Raw genomic sequence first — 18,558 nt, forward strand, 5'->3', positions numbered from 1 at the left:
CCCAGTCGGGAGGACATCGCCGGCGCGCGGAACTAGTGTTGACACGTAGAGAAAGCAGCAGCTGCGTCCACCTGAGAAAAGGAATCCCATGCACGGCACTTCGCGTTCAGCATCCAACCGCACTTCGACCTGGCTGGCGGCCAGTTCCGCAGCGCTTGTCCTCGGCATGGGCCTGACTGGATGCGGCGCCATTGAAAGCTTCGACAAATCGACTGCGGATGCCTGGGCGGTGACCTACGAGATCACCGTGAGCGGGGAAGCCGCCGATGCGCTGAGTGATGTGTCCTACCTGGACTCGCCCAGCCGCGGCGAAGACTCGGCCGAAGTGACCGAGCAAGCGGTGGCCACGACCAGCGGTGCTGGCAAGAACAGCGAATCAATCTGGACTGCGCAGAGCGTCATCACGGCCGAAAAGGATGCAGCCATCGCGGCTACGCCTGCCGCAGGCAGCACCGCCACCTGCCGGATCCTGCTCGACAAGGTAAAGGAGATCGCGGCGCAAACCGGCAAGCCCGGCGAACGCGTGGAATGCGCCGTAACGACCCCTGCCTTCGGGGAAAAATTGAACCCGGCATCAGCCAAACCATGATCGGAGCGGGTATCGGAAGCATTTGATGAGTAGTTGGCGTGCTCCGAAACCAAGCGAGCATCCCCAGAGGTCGGGGGAGTGCCAGCGCCTATCTGGCACTAGCCACGAAGATAAAATGCCGAAGCTCTGCAGCTATCAAACAGCTGTAACCCTGCGGCAGTCCGCGAATGCAATTGCCCTTCATCAAGTTAATTTTCGACGATTTATAGAAAGCAAATTCTCTAGTAGTTGACTCATTCGCCATAGGATGCGATTAGCGCGACGGTGCGCTTCGGGAGTCGGACTTTGAATGGAGATGGGGTATAGGATGGCACCTTCAGAGAAGCCAGTACAAACCACCACCGACGGGCGCTTCCTGATAATCAAGGGGCGGCGGTGGAGAGCCAGTGATCCCTCGATTCCTGCGAAATTACGACAAGAGCTGGTCAACGAGCTGATGTCAGCCCGCCGGGCAGTCAAGCAAGGCGAAATCGGCGCTAGCAAGCGTGTGAATAATGCCAAGCTCGCACTGGGCGAACGTGGACAGCCGTGGTGGGAGGAGCCGGAATCGGATTCAATGGGAGAGCGAATCCGCGCGACCATTCGCAGCTTGCTGAGCCATAGGGCAAACACGTCAATCTGCCCGAGTGATGTTGCACGCATAGTGGGCGGGCCGGACGAAGGGTGGCGTAAGTACATGGGCCAAGTGCGCCAGATTGCCGCGGCATTGGCCGTGCAAGGTGAAGTCGTTGCAACTCAAAATGGCGAGCCCGTGGAAGCTGACGGTGTCAAAGGGCCAATTCGGATTAGACGCCGACACCCAGGCGAATAAAATTGCCCGATCTCTAGGGGAAGAACCGAGAATATGCTGGCACCGAGGTCTTCATGCCCGGTGAAGAGGGAGTGCTTCGGGCAAGGAGTCGACCCTCTAGACGCCGTGCTCGGTGACCATGAGCCGGCTGTGGTCGCTAAGCTATCGACCGTAATGCTGGAGCGCTTTAAAGAGGCAGTAGCTGTCGTCTTCGCGGTCAATATCGAGCATAACTCGGTAGGGGATGAACTTTTTCGCTGAGCTCCTGGAATCCGTCCTCAAATGTTTAACTGCCGAAGTTCCAACGAAAGGAGGCAGTTGACTGAAGTGGACGCTGCGTCCCAGGTAACTTTACGTGCTGATGGTGAGCATTTCTTAATGATTTTCACGAAAAGGCGTCATTGAAAGGGAACTGGCAGGCAGAAGATCCCGGTTCGAAGGCTACGAAAGGGGAGCATCATCGCTTCATGGGTAATGCCATCACGCTTTGTGCACTTTGTTGTGGCTTAGTGGCTGTTCTGGATCCTGGTATCCGCAACCCTGGATAGAGGACCGAGGCCAACAACTAGCCCGCAGAAGAAGCCCGGTTCTGGCCCATTAGCGGTCCAACCCAACATGGGTATTGACCAGCCATGAGAATGAGCCAGGACCGCTGGGCTGAAGGGCTTACTGGCTGGCGCCCGCCGCGACGGGCGCTTCTGCGTGGCAGCGTTCCGGGAGAGGATATCGAGCCGGTGAGGTGGTTCGCGACTGCATAGCGGGGCAGGCTGGGATCTTGTGGGCGACGGCAGTGTTCTTCCAGAATTTCACACGGAACTCAGCAATGAGCTCGGTCGCCAGGCGTTCGAAGAACTCTTCCATGGTGAGTCGATCAGCGCAGGCCCTGGTGACTTTCAGTGCTGCTTGGGGGACGGTGACATGCATCATGTGCAGTTCTTCGGTTTGCGGATCGAGCATGGCCACCAGCACTGCACGGCCATGGATTGATGCCATGCCCATGGCATCGTTGAGCGATTCGGCAGGCTGCGTCATGACGATCGGCATTCCCTGCGCCCAGCCGTAGTCGGACAGGTGGGACTTGCCTTCACGGGTGGCGAGAAAATCAGCGACTCTGACTGCGGTTCGGGTTCGTGCGATTCGACCTGGCATTTTAGATACTTCCCTTTCGTGCACTGCTCATGAAAAATATCGATGTGGACGTAATTCTCCGCAGTGAGATGCGCTTCGGAAAGGTCCCGTCGTTTTGGTGGTGCCGCTCTTGGCGTGCGGCGGGTGCTGCAGATCCTAGGCCATGCTCAAATCTGCATGGGATCCATCTGATTCACTTCCCAAACTGGTAGGTTCGAACCCTAAACCAGTGGTGGGGGCCAGCGAAGGTGCGGTGGAAGGCTGATCGAGCCAATGTGCTGGGAGTCCAGCTTCGGGCGCGTGCTCTGGTGCTGCGAGCAGGCTCTCCTTGCCGGCGACGGCGAACTGCAGATTCTTCACCTCGAATCGGACACCGAGCGCTGTCTCCATCTGCGGCATGAGGGTGTCGTTGACATATTGCATCAGCGAGGATACGTCCCGTTCACTCTTCGCGGTGCAGGCCAAATTCACGACCAGCTGCTCCGGGGACCCGGTAATGGTGCATATTGCTGAATGCACCGCGTCCCGGCTCCGACACTCTTCAGAGGCGAAGGCGGCGATCTTGTGGATTCGCGTGGTCCACGAATTGGTGTCATGCATCGTTGTTTCTACGGGAACTGCTAAGGATTCTTTCATCTTTCACTCCGGTACTGATAGCTGTTTCGCAGTAGAATATCTTTAGACAAGCTAACTATTAGATAGGTTACATGATTTTTTCTGTGTTGAGCAAGCTGGACCTCGCGAAGAAGGGTATTGGAACCCCAGGGGTTGCGGGCATGGCGTGCGCATCCGGCGGAAGGAGTTTTCATGAGTAGGTATCAAGCCAGTGGGTATTGGTACGGCGAGGGCCGTTCGGTGCCCGAGGCGGTGGATTTGTTGAATCTGATGCGCAAGTACCGTGAGGCGGAGCGCAAGATGCGAGCTGCGACCCGCGGTTCGATGGGAATGAATGAGACCGATATGTCGGCGCTGCGCTTCCTGCTCGCTGCGCACCGTAAGGGGTTGGTTCCCCGCCAGCGGGATTTTGCTGAGGAACTGGGGATCTCCAATGCTTCGGTGTCGGTATTGATCGACCGGTTATGCCGCGATGGGTATGCCGAGCGTGTTGTGCATCCTGCAGATCGGCGGTCTGTGGGAATTGTGCCCACTGACTACAGTGATACGGACGTTCGAGGAACGCTGCATCGGATGCATGAGCAGATGATGGATGCCGTAGGCACGCTCTCCAAGGCCGAGAGGGTTGCGGTTGCCAAGTTCCTGAAGGCCATGATCCGCAGCGTCGAGGTCGAGGACGAGCCAAGCCAGCCTTCCAGGGGGAAATCTCAGATGGCGGAGAGCACCGCGTCTTCCCGGTAGGTGCAGAGCGCATAGCACCGCTTTATCCACGCTGGAAGATCTGACCGATACCTTAGTTAGCAGACCGACCAAGGGATAGTTGCCCGTTTAGTTTCCTTCAGTGATTTTGATTCTCCACGTGCTCTAGTTGAGTGATCGTCTGACGCGCGAGGGGCCTAGTTCCTGTGTTTCTGAAGGCAGGTTTCTGAGGAAAACCTTGTGGTAGCTGTCGCAGGCAACTTGGACGCGTAAGTTAGAGGAAACCAGAAAGTATTTAGCCTTTCTAACAAGTTAGGATGATGCAAATGCCACGAAAGCACGTTGATGTAAGTGTCAGTCATGCTGAGTTCGAGGATCTGAATAACGCTCTGGAGGACCATCGAGATGGTTTCAAGAAGATGGCCGAAGAAGCGACTAATGGCTTCGGCTTAGAGCCGGCCTACTGGGAAGGACGGGCCCAGGAAGTCGAGGGTCTACGCGAGACGATTCACGAGCACAGTACTGATGAACTGGAACAGTTTGAGTCTTCCACCAGAGAAGCGGACACTGGCCCCGAGGTTGATTCGGCTCGGGATCGGGACTTTGAATCCGATTCTCGCCAGTGAGCATCCGGCGCAGGCATGCGAGAGACACTTCTTCACACGGCAACGGTCCACCACTATTCCGTGGTGGACCGTTGCTCTGCAGGTGCAGTTAGGCACGCTTGCGCGTGAGCAATCCCCTAATGACTAGTACGATCAGCGAACCGCCAATGGCCAGGACCCAGCTGGACAGGGACCAGAACTGGTCCACGCCTTCGCCGAAGACTGCTTAGCCGATCCAGCCACCTACGATTGCGCCGACGACGCCCAGCAGCAAAGTAGCGAACCATCCGCCGCCCTGCTCTCCGGGTTTGATGGCCTTGGCAATAGCACCGGCGATCAGTCCCAAAACGATCCAACTTAAAATATCCATGGGTTCTTCTCGACTAGTTCGTATTGGGTCTTGCCCGTTGGCGGCGACACTCGCCCCTTGTCCAGCAAGCTACCCGCAGGTGCCATCCAGCAGGCGCTCAGCGAACGGCCCGTGGCGGCGATAGGATTGCAAGGAGCCGCCGAGGTGTACCCGGCGGGCGGGAAGGCATAGCAAAGCAGTGGACCCAAGGATTTCATCGCGCAAGGACAGGCAGAACTATCCTGCCGCTGCGCTGCCCTCGGGCCGCGGCCTGCCTGCCCTGAGGCAGATCCTCGGTTTCCTGCTGCGCGTGCTGAAGCTTGGGCACGTGCGCGTTTTCCGCTACCTGGCGGTGATCACCACCTTGCAGACAGCTAATGGCTTGCTGGTCATCCCTGCGATCAAGTACCTCTTCGGCCTGGCGCTGGACAACAGCAAGCTGAACAACGTCACCGACCGGACCTACACCGTGCTGCTGGCCCATCCGGTCTCGGTGCTGCTCCTGCTGGCCATCGCGGTGCTGGCACTGGGCGCGGTGAGCGTGCAGTTCGTGGCACTGATCGTGATGGTCAACCGCCAGCAATCCGGGAAGCCTCCCAACCTGCGGGCCGAGTGCCGCGAGACCGCCGCCTGCCTTGGCCGGATGCTGTCCTACCCCTCGCCGCTGATGATGGTGTACTTTTTCCTCGCCCTGCCGCTGGGCGGCTTGGGCCTGTCTTCGGTGCTGATCCAGGGTGTGGGGATCCCGCCCTTCGTGACCCGCGAGTACCTCAAGGCGCCGCTGAGCACGGGGATCTACCTGCTGATGATCGGGGCGATCATCTACGCCAACCTCCGCCTGGTGCTCACCTTGCCGCTGCTGGCTGTCGGGCCGAAGCGGCCGCTGGCTGCCTTGGGCGCCAGCCTGAAGGCCACGCACCGCAACAGCCTGCGCTACCTGCTGCTGATCGGGATCCCGCTGGGAGTCTGCGCCCTGTGCGCCTCGCTGCTGGTCGAGGCGCTGGTATGGACCTCGGATCTGGCCGCCAGCCTGCTCGGCGTGCAGAACTCCGCGCTGGTGGCGACCCTGTGCATCGGCGTGGGACACACGCTCGGTTTCCTGCTGATCGGAGCCGCGACCGTGGTGGCGATCCAGATTGTGGTGGCCCTGAGCCGCGAGCACCTGGCACTGCCCGTCACCCTGCAGGAGCGCTCGCAGCGGCATCGCAGCGCGCAGTCGCGCGCACTGAAGGCCACCGCCGGGACCGCGGCCGCGGCCTTGGTGCTTTCAGCGAGCTTTGCCGCATCCCCTGCCTTGGGGCAGACCGCAACGGGAGCCGGGAACGCGCAGATCCTGGCCCACCGCGGCTACTCGGCGGGCGGGGTGGAAAACACCTTGGGAGCCCTGGAAGCCGCGGCAACGCATCAGGCCGACATCGTCGAGGCCGATTTCCAGGAAACCGCGGACGGGCATTTCGTAGCCAGCCACGATACCAACCTGCTGGTGGTCGCCGGGGTGAACCGGAACATCCACGAGATGACCCTGGCCGAAGTCCGGAAGGTCACCGTGCGCGAAGGCGGCTTCGCCGACCGCATCCCCACCATGCAGGAGTACCTGGAGCACGCCGATGAGCTGGGCATCCCGGTGCTCGTAGAGCTGAAGGTCACCGGCCACGAATCCAAGGGCTACCTGGAGCGCTTCCTGGCGCAGCTGGACGCGACCGGGACCACCACGCAGAACATCTACCATTCGCTCAGCCCCCGGGCAGTCAAGGAAATCAAGGCGCAGCGCCCCGAGCTGCGGGTCGGGCTGACCGCGGCCATGAGCGTGGGCGGGCTGCCGAAGGCGAACGCCGATTTCTACACCCTGGAGCAGGCCTCCTTCACCCGCGAATTCCTGGAGCAGGCCCACGCGCTGGACCGGGAGGTGTATGCCTGGACCGTTAATGACGAGTCCACCATCCGCGAGCTGCTGGGCCTCGGCGTGGACGGCATCGTCACGGACAACGTGGAACTGGCCATCCGGGACCGCTACCTGGTGGCCAACAACCCCGCCGCGGAGTATCGGGTGGGTTCCGCGCTGGCGTACCTGGACATCTTCCGCTAGATTCCGGCGCTCAGGGCGTCTCCGGATAGGTGCCATCGCCCAAATCCGGATTTGCCAGCGACTGCAACGGATCATGCAAGAACACCCGACGCCCTTCATTGCGCAGCCGGCGCAGCCCTTCCAAGGTCATTCGCCGGGCCACATCGGTGAAGGAGAAGACCCGGGAAATATCCACGTGCACGTCTCCGTCGAAACGCGACTCGGACATGATATCGAGCAGTTCGGCAGCTGCGGTGAACTGCACGTTGCCCTGCAGCGAGAAGGTCTCGCGCGTGCCGCCGCGCTGCACGTCGATGACATCGAGCCGGCCATGGCTCGGGGCCAGCAGGTGCATGCCCATGTCCGTGGACAGCCGCTCGAAGGCCCGCCGCGCCCGCTGGCTGTTGCCGTGCGAATCCAGCCGCGGCGAGAACGCGCCGATGCCCACCTGGTCCGGCAGCACGCCCACCAGCCCGCCGGCCACCCCGCTCTTGGCGGGGATCCCGACGCGGGTCAGCCAGTCGCCGGCCCCGTCGTACATTCCGGCCACCGCCATTACCGACATCACCTGGCGGGCCGTGGCCTCGTCCATGATCCGCTCGTGCGTGCACGGCTGCACCCCGCCATTGGCCAAGGTGGCGGCCATCGCCGACAGATCCGCCACGGTGACCAGGATGGAGCACTGGCGGGTGTAGCCGGTGACCACCTCATGCGGGTCATCGTCGATGATCCCGTGCTTGCGCAGCATGTGGGCCATGGACAGATTGTGGTCCGCGGTGCCCAGCTCCGAGTTGAAGACCGCTTCGTCGATGCGCAGCCGGCGCCCGGCCAGTGCGGAGAACAAATCCAGTGCCCGGTCAACGCGCTGCTCGCCGGTGGCGTCGGCGCCGACCATCAGGCCGTGGGCGGCGATGGCCCCGGCATTGATCATCGGGTTCTTCGGCCGATTGGTGCCATCCTCCAGCGACAGCTCGTTGAAGGCCTCGCCCGAAGGCTCCACCCCGATATGTTCCAGCACATGCTCCAGCCCGCGGTCCATGATGGCCGCCGCATAGGCGAAGGGCTTGGAAATGGACTGGATGGTGAACTCGATCCCGGCATCCCCGGCGGTGTAGGTGCTGCCCATGGCGGTGGTCACGGCCAGGGCGAAGAAATCCGGATTGGCGTCGGCCAGCTCGGGAATGTAGCCGGCGCGCTGCCCGGCGGTGTCGTCGCGCAGCGCATCGAGCACTTCGTGGAGGTAATCGGGAATCGGATTCTTCATGGTGCCATTTCCTCTTGGATCTCGGGTGGATTCTGCCATTGTTCCGGTTATGGCCCACCCTATCGGCAAGAGCGCCCTATGCCGTGTACCCATGCTTACGGTTGGTCAGGAAGTGCCTGCAGAAGTTGCTGGAATTCTGGGACGTTCAGCCGCGCAGGGCTTTGCCATCGATTTAATGTCCGAAGAACCGCTGGTCACTGGCGTCTCCTGCGGCGAGACCAGGGAGTTGTTCGGCGGATTCTGGATTATCGAGGTCTCATCCAGGATGAAAGCAACGCAGCCGGGGGCTGGCGGAGAGACCGCCCGCTCCCGCAAGGGGAGCGCAGGCGACCCGGGATTCCACTCGATGCTGAACTTGGTTCCCGGACGCCATTCCACGGAGGAACCCAATTTCCAATGGCTTGCGAAGTACGGGGAACTCGGTGTCTTGACCGCGCAAGAGGCAACTGGCAATCTTGTGAAATCTCTATGCAAGAGCAGGGGATTGGGCAAACAATTGTACGGTTCAACCAATTTGGCGCGCAGCATGCCGGATAATTGATGGAACACAGCAGGCCGGAGGAAGATACTCCGGTCGGAAGGGAATGATGGACGCTTCAGGCGACAGTAGATCTCATAGTTCCAACCCTCTGCCCGGAAGGCATGCCGGCCAGGCTCCGCAGGTCAGGGGGTACATGTAATTGGAATGGATCTCGCTACTCATAGCGCTTCTCCTCATTCTCGGTTGCGGATTATTCGTTGCCGCTGAATTCGCGCTGATCACGGTAAACCGGAACCAGGTCAAGCAGGCCGCCGCGAACGGCGACCGCCGTGCCTCCGGTGTTCTCAAGGGCATGGAAACATTGTCCACCCAGCTTTCGGGCGCCCAGCTGGGCATCACGTTGACCAACCTCGGCATCGGCTTCCTCGCTGAACCGGCCATCGCGGCCCTGGTCGTCGGGCCGCTGCAGGACTTCGGTCTCGACGAAACCCTGGCCCGCTCGGTCTCCATTGCCATTGCGCTGATCCTGGCCACCATCTTGACCATGGTCTTCGGCGAATTGGTTCCCAAGAACTTGGCCATTGCCAAGCCTTTCGAAACAGCCAAGGCCGTGGTGGGGTTCCAGCGCGGCTTCAGCGTCGTGACCAAGCCCTTCCTTTCATTCTTCAACGGCAACGCCAACTGGATTGTCCGCCGCTTCGGCATCGAGCCGCAAGAAGAGCTGGCCTCGACCCGTTCGGCCGAGGAACTGGTGGCCTTGGTGGGGCACTCGGCCCGCGAGGGACTGCTTCCCTCGGAAACTGCCGAAATGCTGCGCCGGACCGTGGCCTTCGGCAACCGCCGGGCCCATGATGTGATGACCGCCCGATCGCGAATGATCACCGTAACCGCCCAGGAGACGGTGCACGAAGTGCTGGAGCTTGCCGCGCGGACCGGGCATTCCCGCTTCCCGCTGGTGGACGAGGGCGGGCACCGCGTGCTGGGCATGGTGCACATCCGCGCCTTGCTCGCCATCCCCTACGCGCAGCGGCAGCAGTCCGCGGCCGGGGACAGTGCAGAAGATGCCTTCCTGGTCCCGGATACCATCGAGCTCGATGAGCTGATGGACCAGATGCGCAACGGCGGGCTGCAACTGGCGGTACTGATCGACGAAACCGGCGACGTCGCCGGGATGCTCACGCTGGAAGACCTCGTGGAGGAAATCGTCGGCGAAGTGCGCGACGAGCACGACCCGGAGGATTCCACCATCCAGGTGCTCTCCGGGAACTCCTGGCGGCTGGATGCGGCACTGCGGCCGGATGAGGCCAATGAGCTGCTGGGCTGCCAGATCCCCGAGGACTCGGACTACGAGACCTTGGCAGGACTGCTGACCGTGCAGCTGGGCAAGTTCGGCGAGGTGGGCGATGTCGTGCGCCTCGTGGTCCCGGGCGAGCCCGGTGGACCGCATAAGGAACTTGAATTCACCATCCACGCCACCGATGGGCAGCGGATCGCCAGTGTCGATGTGACGGTGTCCGAGCAGGCAGAAGGGGAGGACGCGCGATGAGCGACCTTATGGGAATTCTGGTGACGATCGGGCTGCTGGCAGCGAACTTCTACTTTGTCGGCGCCGAATTCGCGCTGATCTCCGCACGCCGGAGCATCATCGAGCCCAAGGCCATGGAAGGCAGCCGCAGCGCCAAGATGACGCTGTGGGCCATCGAGAACGTCTCGCTGGTCATGGCCGGCGCCCAGCTGGGCATCACCGTCTGCTCGCTGGCGCTGGGCTATGTCACCAAGCCGCTGGTGAAGTACGCGGTGGCCGGGCCCTTCGAAGCCATCGGCGTTCCGGCAGGCATGATCGACGCGCTGTCCTACGCGATTGCGCTGATCGCGGTGACCTACCTGCACGTGGTGCTCGCCGAGATGGTGCCCAAGAACATGGCCTTGGCCGGACCCGAGCGCATGGCGCTGATCCTGGGCCCGAGCATGGTCATCCTGGTCAAGGTGCTGCGCCCGGTGCTGTGGCTGATGAATGCCATGGGCAACCTGGTGCTGCGGATCTTCGGCGTCGTTCCGAAGAACGAAGTGGCCAGCACTTTTACCCGCGACGAGGTCTCTTCCATGGTGGCCGAATCCCGGGAGGGAGGCCTGCTCGATGCGCATGACGAGCAGCTGCTGCTGGGCGCCTTGCACTTCGATGCCCGGAGCATCGAGTCCGTGGCGATCAGCTTCGATGAGGTGCAGACCTTGCCGGTGGATGCCACGATAGAGCAGATCGAGGCGGCGGCCGCGCATGGCTTCTCGCGCTTCCCGCTGGTGGACGCCGGCGGCACCCCGGTGGGCTATGTCCACGTCAAGGACGTGCTGGGCGCCGACGCGCAAGCCCGGACGCGGCCGCTGCAGCCCAGCGGCATCCGCGAGTTGCCGTCCTTCGGGCAGCAGCAGAGCGTGCGCACCGCGCTGCAGGAAATGCAGCTCTCCGGAGCCCATTTGGCCCTGGTGCGTGATGGCGAAACGGGCAAGGCCACCGGCATGGTGACCTTGGAAGACATGCTCGCAGAGCTGGTCGGCCAGATCAGGGACGAGCACCGCAGCGCAAGCTAGCCGCAGCCGCGCAATGCACGGGTCGAAGCCAGGACGGGATTCCGTCCTGGCTTCGGCCCTTTCTGGCACCGGGAACTAATCCGCCGTGGCGAAGGGCGAGTTCTTGCGCGAAAGCAGCAAGGTCAGCATTGCCCCGATCAGCGCGAAGCCTGTGGTCAGCAACCAGGTGGCATTCCAGCCGCCGGTGAGTGTCGCCATGGATGCCAGCAGCATCGGACCGGTGAAATTGCCGATGTTGAAGATCTGCTGGGTCAAGCCCATCGAGGCAGGGGCCGAACCGCCGGGCGGAGCCAGATCGACCACCACGCGGGTCATGGTGGTCGGGATGGCCGCTCCGGCCAGCGAGAAGAAGCCAACGCAGATCATCTGGATCCACAGCAACCCAGACGGGTAGTCGAAGGCGAAGGTGCAAAACGATGCCAGGGACATCAGCGCGAAGCCGGCTAGCAGCAGCGTGCGCCCATTGGCGCCACGCTGGAGCAGCCCTCCGCAGATGATCGCGCCCACCGCGTTCAGCCCGCCCACCACGGCCGAGGCCAAACCACCGGCCACCGGATCCAGGCCGAATTCATCGTAGATGGTGGGCAGGAACCCCACTACTGCCATCCATTGCACCGTGTAGCAGCCGAAAATCAGGCCGCTGATCCACACGCGCGATGCCCGGGCGGTGATGGCGATGCGCCGGGCGGCCTCGCGCAGGGCCGCCGATCCGGCGGGTTCATCCGCGCCCACGAACTTGAAGATCAGCGGAATCGGCAGCAGGGTGATGAACGCGAGAATGCCCCACCACAGGTGCCATGACAGGTGCTGGAGCACCAGCGCAGTGCAGAAGACCCCGATGAAGGTGGCCATGCCCATGTAGGCGGCCCACCACCCCACGGCCATGTTCAGGTTCCGGATGGGGGCATGGAGGCGCACCAGCCCCGGCCCCATGACGGTAGCCATGATCACGCCCGCCCCTTCCAGGACGCGGGTGGCCAGCAGCAGCGGCGCGCTGGGGGACACGGCGCCCAGCGTGCTGCCCAGCACCAGCAGCAGCAAGCCGAGGACCAGCGTTCGGCGCTGGGAGATGACTTCCGAAAGCAGGGAAACGGCCAGGCCGCCGGCCATGCCGGCTACCTGCACCACGCCCAGCAGCACGCCGGAGAAAATCAGCGAGAAGCCCAGTTCGTCCTGGATCACGGTCAGCGCGGGGGCGAGCTTCCAGATGTGCAGGCCGGCCACCACGCCGGAGGCCACGATGATGATCCAGGCCGCATTGGTCCGTTGCTGGACCTGTTCCATTTTGGCTTGCACTGCCGCCGATGCCTCCTCGCATAGGACGCGCCAACTGGTGCTCGGCGCTACTGTCCACTTCGGATTGTGGCACGGGCCGGGCAGCGATCCGGCATTCGTGTCATTGAACGGGAATCCCTGCCGGCGGCACTCCGGGCTGGATCCACTTGCCCAGGGCGAATTCTCCTTCGGCAGGTTGCAGGTGCGAGCTGAGAGTTCGCCGATATTTCCCGGGCGTTGCATTGCAGCACGAGTCCTCGGAGTAGTTTGGAGGCCAACCCGGCCGATCAAGCTCAGGAGGAATGATGTTCCGGCACAGTTCGTCCCGCACCCGGCAAGTGAAGGCAGCAGCGGCTCTTGGATGCGTCTTCATGGCGACAGCCTGCCTCCCAGCGGTGCCGGTGGACCCCGAAGGAACCCTGGACACGGTTCGTTCCGGGACACTTCGGGCCGGAGTATCTCCTGCTTCGGATTTCGTGGAAATCCGGGATGGAGTACCCCAGGGCGCCGAACCAGCGCTCATAGAAGACTTTGCCCAGCATGCAGGTGCCGAAATCCAATGGACCATTGGTGGCGAAGAACAGCTAGTGAAGCAGCTGGAAGCAGGCCAGCTGGATTTGGTGGCGGGAGGCATCACCTCCAAGACGCCGTGGTCGGAAAAGGCTGGAGTCACTCGTCCCTACACGACCGCCATTGACGCCAAGGGCAAGGAAAGGAAAATAGTCCTGCTCGTGCCTCCAGGCGAAAATGCTTTCCTGTCCGAGCTGGAGTACTTCCTGGACCAGACGCAGGAGATGCCATGAAAAACGCTGCCGGAACGCACTTGCCTCCCGCGCAACGCGAACTCATGGCGCGCGCTGCGAAGCTCGAGTGGATCAGCATCGGATACACGGCGCTCACCATTACCCTTGTGGCACTAGTGGTGGGAAATTCGCAGGCCATGCGCACAGCGTGGATCGAAGACATGCTCTCAGTCCTGCCGCAGCTGGCCTTCTTGGCATCACTGCAGTTCACCCGGAGGGCTCGTCGGCGCTCGCACCCCTACGGCTACCACCGGTCCATGGGAGCCGGGCATCTGGTCGCAGGAGTGGCGTTGCTCGTCGTCGGAGCGATGCTCGCGTACGAATCGGTATCGGCTCTGGTTAAACTGGAGCACCCGACCATCGGAACCATGAACCTGTTTGGCCATACGGTATGGCAAGGATGGATCATGATGGCGGTCATGGCGCTGATCGCGGCACCGGCCGTGGTGCTGGGACGGTTGAAAATCAAGATTGCCCAACCGCTGCACAATAAGCTGCTCTACGCCGACTCCAAGATGGCCAAGGCCGACTGGCAGACCAATGCTGCTTCGATCGTCGGTGTCGCCGGAATCGGCGTTGGGTTGTGGTGGCTGGATTCCACCGCGGCGCTGGTGATCGCTGCCGGCATTCTCAAGGACGGCTGGGACAGCACGAAGTCCGCAACCTCGGATTTGCTGGATCGCCGTTCCAAAGGTGTCGACGGCACGGATCCGCACCCGCTGATCCCGGCCATGGAGGAACAGCTCCATGCCCTGGATTGGGTTCGCACTGCGGGATTGAGGGTCCGCGAACTCGGCCAGGTCCAGCACACGGAAGCGTTCATCGTTCCGGAATCCGACACCGTGACGCTTGCCCAATCCGAGGAAGCGCGGAAAGTGCTAGAGGGAACCGACTGGAAAGCGTATGACGTGGTGGTGACGATAGTTCCCGAGCTGCCTGAGTTCCTCAAGCAGGACTGAAAACCGAGGCCCGGGCCCTTCGCTTGAAGCGCAGTGGAAGCACGGCGATCCGGCGAGGCAGGGTGCTGGCGCTGGAGCTAGCAGCCCGCCTTGGCTGCCCCGCCGGACTAGCCGATATCGGTGGGTGACGTGGCTACTTGGCCAGGCCAGTCACTGCGCACGAAGCAGGGAATCTCATGGATTGCCGCGCTATGGGACCAGAAAGCGACGCGAAAGGGCATCATTTTCTCCGTGTGCTGCCGGGAGCAGAGTTCGCTGATGGTGGTTCCAGCTGGCAAATGGGGAACCTTGGGAAACAGCGGGCTGGGTACCGTGATGTGCCATAGCTGCAGGTCATCGGTTTGGTCATCGTCAAGGACCATGAGTACAGCCCGGCCATGGACAGATACAAAGCCCATGACTTCATCCACTGGATCAGCTCGTTGCGCGAATACCACGGGCATGCCCTCCATCCAGCCGTACGCAGTGAGATGGGTTCTGGCCTCGGGGCAATGCAAAAGTTTTTCGACGCGTTGCATGGCGCGCATATGTCGTTCAGGCATGTTCATGTGATCCTCCGCTGATGGCAGCTCTCCGAAAAGTGACCGCCCACGAAGTCCTGCGGCGTTGAGCCGCGGAATTCCCCGGGTTTCGCCTTTGGCGCTCGGTGATCATCGTGGAGTGTTCTTCAAATAATACATCCCGTTTCCAACCGCCGGGCGGAGACTCATGTTGGCACATGCCCGAGGCGGTGCAATTCGCAGGGTTTCAAATAGCATGTCCCTGCGCAAGCCGTGGTAGAAATATGCGTTTGGTAGGACTATATTGGCCGGATAACTAGAGTCGAAGAATTGAATGACCAGCGAATGGGCACTTTCCTGTTTCGCCTCTTAAAGCTGTGGATCGAAGTAATTCTGCACTCAATACCCAGAGCGTTTTGGGCCGCGCAGGTCCCGGAAAAAGCTTCAGATGCCTGAGGCGGCGCGTATCAACGAGCCGGTCAAGTGCTTGGAAGGAATATAACTGTAGACTATATAACCCTCGTTGGTCTTGCTTGGCTTGAAATCTTTCGTTAGTCCGGCTCCTGATCGACGCGTTGCGTCTAGCCCGGTGTTGGTCTTGCTCTTCAGGACCGTGTCGGGTTGCTGGGTGCTGATCTTTGGCGTAAAAAGGTACGGTCGTTGCAACGCCTGATTGTTCAGGATGTTGCAACGACCGTTAGAACCCGTCGACCGCCTGCCCCGCTTTTGGGATGATCGACCTAAACGCGCTTAGCGTGCCTGGATGTCTGCAGCCTGAGGGCCCTTTGGGCCGGATTCAAGCTTGTATTCGACCGATTGTCCTTCTTCAAGATTCTTGAATCCGAAACTCTGAATTGCGCTGTAATGCGCGAAAACGTCAGCGGATCCATCAGAAGGCTCAATGAAACCGAAGCCCTTTTCGGAGTTGAACCACTTTACAGTGCCAGTAGCCATGTGTATTCCTAAATCGTAATTCGCGGCATGCCGCGATTTGAGCTTGTGCCACCGTAGCAGCACTGAAGCCATTATTTTTGTTGCATCCCGTGACACTTAATCAAGCATGAATAGCTTGGAGAGCCAGAACATCGAATTCTGAGTTCTGGGGTAAGAATTCACTGGAGACGCATGTAATAGCGGTCGAAGAGGTTCTATAGAAACGCAGTTTCAAACCGACTGCCCCACCACGGAAGTGGGGACGAATATTTCAAGTGATGCGATTCGCTCTCATGGGAAAAATTCCGAGGAAACGCTTATTAAAAATCCAAGGGAGGAACAATAAGAATTTTCAATTTTCCTTATTGGCTCTAATATCTAGACTACCATGAGGAGCTCGCTTAATCTCGCCGGTTTGCTGTGAGGGGAAGCCGAAGTCCTGCTAGGGGAGCTGATTTCGTTGTTCTGTGCCTGCAGCAAGACCGTTATGGGATTCGGTATCCGGAGATCATCGGGCACTCGAAAGGATCCCGGGCCGATAGCCCGACCTTGTTCAGGTAGGTGATCACCTGTGCGTAGGATTCGCGGACACTGGCCACGGTATACGGGACCTGGTGCTCGTCGCAGTACTGGCGCACGATGCGCGAGACGCCGGCCAGGTTGGCGCGCGGCATGGACGGGAACAGGTGGTGCTCTACCTGGTAGTTCAATCCGCCGTAGACGTGGGAGAGCACGCGGTTTCCCCAGCTGGACTTGGCCATGACATTGCGTCCGGTGAGTACCTGGCGGGAGAAGAAGTCGATGCGGGCGTCCTGGGGAACCATCGGCATGCCCTTGTGGTTCGGGGCGAAGGAGGCACCCATGTAGATGCCGAAGACTGCCAGCTGCACGCCGAGGAAGGCGAAAGCCATGCCCACTGGCAGGAAGTAGAACACGATCGCCAGGTAGATGGCGATGCGCAGTGCAATGCCGGTCATTTCGCGCTTGCGGTTCTTGACCCGGCCGGCCTTGAATAGGTACTTGATCGAATGCATATGCAGGTTCAAGCCCTCAAGGGTGAGCAGCGGGAAGAACAGGTAGCCCTGGCGGTTGGTGATCCACTTGAGCAGGCCGCGCTGGCGCTTGGCGTCCTCGGTCTGGAAGGAGATGGTGTCCCACTCGATGTCCGGATCCTTGCCCACGGTATTGGGGGTGGCGTGGTGCTTGTTGTGCTTGTTCATCCACCACTGGTAGCTGATGCCCACGACGATATTGGCCAGGAACTGGCCCAGTTTGTCATTGCGCTTGTGCGAAGCCAGGATCTGGCGGTGTGCCGCCTCGTGCGCCAGGAACGCGAATTGGGTGAGCAGCAGGCCCAAGGCTGCGGCCATCAGCAACTGGAACCAGCTGTCGCCCAGGAGGATGAAACCGGTAACGGTGCCGGCTAGCAGCACCGTCAGCACGATGCCCAACCCGAGATAGTGCCCGCGGCGGCGTCCGACCAGTCCAGCTTCGGTGACCAACTTTTTGATATGGAAGAAACTTTGAGGATCACCGGGTTTAACGGTGGGTGCTGGAACGTCCAGCAGAGAACTGCGAGGCAAATATAATCCTTGATTGAAAGAGCTCGCTGCGTCGTGAACAATAAATTACCCGACCGAGCCTATTACCCCCATTCTACTCAGGTTCACGGCCGCTCTCGCTGTTCTTCCGCTGTCAGATTCTGCTCTTTCACATATTTCTTTGAGTTCTATCCAGCTTTGAGGGCCAGTGACGCTGCGATGCGTGTGAGCGCTTCCTCGTTGCCGATCTGCAGCAGCTCAGCGATCATCGCGACCATTGCTTCACCTAGCCGTGCAAGGATCGCCACGGCTTGCGTGTTGCCTCCTTCCAGCTCGGAGGCGATGATCAGGAAGGCTTCTCGGTCTTGGCGGACCAGTGATGTCAGTAGTGCGATACCTAGTGCTGCTTCAGGGCTGTTGCCCATGAGATATTCCCATCGATGAAGATAAATTCGGATGTTTCTTCCGTACACGCGGCGCAACGTCGGCAGCATCTTGAGCCTAGCAGGGTATTGAGGGAGCAGCTTCTCGTTATACAGTGCCTGCCAAGCGCTCAGCGCTGGAGCCCGAAGAATCGATCGCAGTAGGGCTCATGGAGCAACTGTAGTAACTCGTGATACTTCCAGTGCCTCTGAAGTGCCCGGGCCCACTGCTTCAAAGCTGTGATATTAGTGGCTTAGGGCATGGCTCTCCTTGATTAGCGAGCACGGACCTGACGACCAGTGCGGCCCTGAAAGTTCGTTATTCGAAAGTGCGAGCGAGTGATTGATGCCAAGTAATTGGTCCCTTGCTGGAGTAGCAGACGGGCCTACTCGATACTAAAGTGGCAACGCGACAGCCCTAGGGAACCTGTTTTTCATCTTGGGGAAATGAACGAGTCGACACCTAGCCGTTGGGTGTGGACATGGAGCAAAAGATTCTGGACCGGGTTTGTTATCAGTGGTGCGAGCAACTTCTGGGCGCCAGTATTGTCGGCAGTTTTACACGGCATGACCTGCTTACTTGCCAGATTGAATGTGCCAATAAGAGTGGGCGGCGACAGGTGCTCCCTGACGACTCCGGTAAGTTCTGCCTCTAATCGGTTGCCATCATGATCCCAACCCAATCCCGGTCGCAGCTCCCACTGGCTATGGAAAAGCTGGGACAAGACATCATGTCGAGATTGGCCGGCCGACAGCCCTATGTTCCTCAGGGATAAGGTGCTGTCGAGAACATAGCTGGGGAGCACGATCAAGGGCTACCTTGGCTTTTCCTCCCAATGGTGGTTATATCCCGGGGATGCTGGCACGATCATCCTCAGGCCACTAGTGCTGACCGTGCGATCAGTGTGAACGAAGGAGCATCATGCATCTGCCCGTACCCCGCGGAGACCTGTC

The 18,558-nt window shown here is 60.5% G+C and carries 18 protein-coding genes and 1 pseudogene; 10 read left to right on the plus strand and 9 right to left on the minus strand.

Annotation, left to right across the window (positions count from 1 at the left end; translation table 11 throughout):
* Window positions 1-88 precede the first annotated feature (88 nt).
* Window positions 89-589, plus strand: coding sequence for a hypothetical protein (locus tag ACIP6G_RS11065; RefSeq protein WP_400290062.1), 501 nt, complete (start codon window positions 89-91; stop codon window positions 587-589).
* 307 nt (window positions 590-896) lie between these two features.
* A complete protein-coding gene (locus ACIP6G_RS11070; protein ID WP_400290064.1) occupies window positions 897-1,400 on the plus strand; it encodes a DUF3253 domain-containing protein in 504 nt (167 codons plus the stop codon).
* Between the two features lie 645 nt (window positions 1,401-2,045).
* On the opposite strand, the gene ACIP6G_RS11075 is transcribed toward ACIP6G_RS11070, so the two are convergent.
* Window positions 2,046-2,528, minus strand: a complete 483-nt coding sequence (locus tag ACIP6G_RS11075) for a hypothetical protein (RefSeq protein WP_105658938.1) — start codon at window positions 2,526-2,528, stop codon at window positions 2,046-2,048.
* Between the two features lie 135 nt (window positions 2,529-2,663).
* Window positions 2,664-3,107 carry a hypothetical protein gene (locus ACIP6G_RS11080; RefSeq protein WP_332488113.1) on the minus strand — a complete coding sequence of 148 codons (444 nt, stop codon included), beginning with the start codon at window positions 3,105-3,107 and terminating at the stop codon, window positions 2,664-2,666.
* Between the two features lie 207 nt (window positions 3,108-3,314).
* On the opposite strand from ACIP6G_RS11080, the gene ACIP6G_RS11085 reads away from it, so the two are divergent.
* Together ACIP6G_RS11085 and ACIP6G_RS11090 are read left to right on the plus strand one after the other, a co-directional pair.
* Window positions 3,315-3,863 (plus strand): MarR family winged helix-turn-helix transcriptional regulator, encoded by a 549-nt coding sequence (locus ACIP6G_RS11085; RefSeq protein ID WP_400290066.1) that lies wholly within the window; start codon window positions 3,315-3,317, stop codon window positions 3,861-3,863.
* Between the two features lie 284 nt (window positions 3,864-4,147).
* Entirely contained in the window at window positions 4,148-4,447 is a 300-nt protein-coding gene (locus ACIP6G_RS11090) for a hypothetical protein (RefSeq protein ID WP_133833959.1), read from the plus strand.
* Window positions 4,448-4,535: 88 nt separating this feature from the next.
* Here the strand turns inward: ACIP6G_RS11090 and ACIP6G_RS11095 are convergent.
* Window positions 4,536-4,796: pseudogene (locus ACIP6G_RS11095) on the minus strand (GlsB/YeaQ/YmgE family stress response membrane protein).
* Between the two features lie 178 nt (window positions 4,797-4,974).
* Between ACIP6G_RS11095 and ACIP6G_RS11100 the strand changes: the two are divergent.
* Complete coding sequence (locus tag ACIP6G_RS11100) at window positions 4,975-6,861, plus strand: glycerophosphoryl diester phosphodiesterase membrane domain-containing protein (protein WP_400290067.1); 1,887 nt, start codon at window positions 4,975-4,977, stop codon at window positions 6,859-6,861.
* Between the two features lie 10 nt (window positions 6,862-6,871).
* Here ACIP6G_RS11100 and ACIP6G_RS11105 read toward each other — a convergent pair whose 3' ends face one another.
* A complete protein-coding gene (locus ACIP6G_RS11105; RefSeq protein WP_332595309.1) occupies window positions 6,872-8,104 on the minus strand; it encodes a glutaminase in 1,233 nt (410 codons plus the stop codon).
* Between the two features lie 25 nt (window positions 8,105-8,129).
* On the opposite strand from ACIP6G_RS11105, the gene ACIP6G_RS11110 reads away from it, so the two are divergent.
* From ACIP6G_RS11110 to ACIP6G_RS11120, 3 genes are all read left to right on the plus strand, one after another.
* Window positions 8,130-8,645: a hypothetical protein gene (locus tag ACIP6G_RS11110; RefSeq protein ID WP_400290069.1), complete on the plus strand. Its 516-nt coding sequence runs from the start codon at window positions 8,130-8,132 to the stop codon at window positions 8,643-8,645.
* Window positions 8,646-8,784: 139 nt separating this feature from the next.
* Window positions 8,785-10,131, plus strand: coding sequence for a hemolysin family protein (locus ACIP6G_RS11115; protein WP_332502756.1), 1,347 nt, complete (start codon window positions 8,785-8,787; stop codon window positions 10,129-10,131).
* A complete protein-coding gene (locus ACIP6G_RS11120; RefSeq protein ID WP_400290071.1) occupies window positions 10,128-11,171 on the plus strand; it encodes a hemolysin family protein in 1,044 nt (347 codons plus the stop codon). Before ACIP6G_RS11115 ends, ACIP6G_RS11120 begins: the two co-directional genes overlap by 4 nt.
* 75 nt (window positions 11,172-11,246) lie before the next feature.
* Here ACIP6G_RS11120 and ACIP6G_RS11125 read toward each other — a convergent pair whose 3' ends face one another.
* Window positions 11,247-12,467: a CynX/NimT family MFS transporter gene (locus ACIP6G_RS11125; RefSeq protein WP_400290073.1), complete on the minus strand. Its 1,221-nt coding sequence runs from the start codon at window positions 12,465-12,467 to the stop codon at window positions 11,247-11,249.
* Window positions 12,468-12,817: 350 nt separating this feature from the next.
* On the opposite strand from ACIP6G_RS11125, the gene ACIP6G_RS11130 reads away from it, so the two are divergent.
* Both ACIP6G_RS11130 and ACIP6G_RS11135 read left to right on the plus strand, forming a co-directional pair.
* Complete coding sequence (locus tag ACIP6G_RS11130) at window positions 12,818-13,249, plus strand: transporter substrate-binding domain-containing protein (RefSeq protein WP_365946668.1); 432 nt, start codon at window positions 12,818-12,820, stop codon at window positions 13,247-13,249.
* A complete protein-coding gene (locus ACIP6G_RS11135) occupies window positions 13,246-14,208 on the plus strand; it encodes a cation diffusion facilitator family transporter (RefSeq protein ID WP_365946669.1) in 963 nt (320 codons plus the stop codon). Before ACIP6G_RS11130 ends, ACIP6G_RS11135 begins: the two co-directional genes overlap by 4 nt.
* Window positions 14,209-14,315: 107 nt before the next feature.
* On the opposite strand, the gene ACIP6G_RS11140 is transcribed toward ACIP6G_RS11135, so the two are convergent.
* The 4 genes from ACIP6G_RS11140 to ACIP6G_RS11155 form a co-directional block, all read right to left on the minus strand.
* Entirely contained in the window at window positions 14,316-14,750 is a 435-nt protein-coding gene (locus ACIP6G_RS11140) for a hypothetical protein (RefSeq protein ID WP_400290076.1), read from the minus strand.
* Between the two features lie 708 nt (window positions 14,751-15,458).
* The gene (locus ACIP6G_RS11145; protein WP_105658961.1) at window positions 15,459-15,662 is read right to left on the minus strand and encodes a cold-shock protein; all 204 of its coding nucleotides are present in this window, start codon (window positions 15,660-15,662) and stop codon (window positions 15,459-15,461) included.
* Between the two features lie 464 nt (window positions 15,663-16,126).
* Window positions 16,127-17,224, minus strand: coding sequence for a fatty acid desaturase family protein (locus ACIP6G_RS11150; RefSeq protein WP_400290078.1), 1,098 nt, complete (start codon window positions 17,222-17,224; stop codon window positions 16,127-16,129).
* A 146-nt stretch (window positions 17,225-17,370) separates the two neighbouring features.
* Window positions 17,371-17,607, minus strand: coding sequence for a hypothetical protein (locus ACIP6G_RS11155; RefSeq protein ID WP_105658704.1), 237 nt, complete (start codon window positions 17,605-17,607; stop codon window positions 17,371-17,373).
* Window positions 17,608-18,558 lie beyond the last annotated feature (951 nt).

Source organism: Glutamicibacter sp. NPDC088483, assembly GCF_044753145.1.
In the GTDB taxonomy this organism is placed as follows: Bacteria; Actinomycetota; Actinomycetes; order Actinomycetales; family Micrococcaceae; genus Glutamicibacter.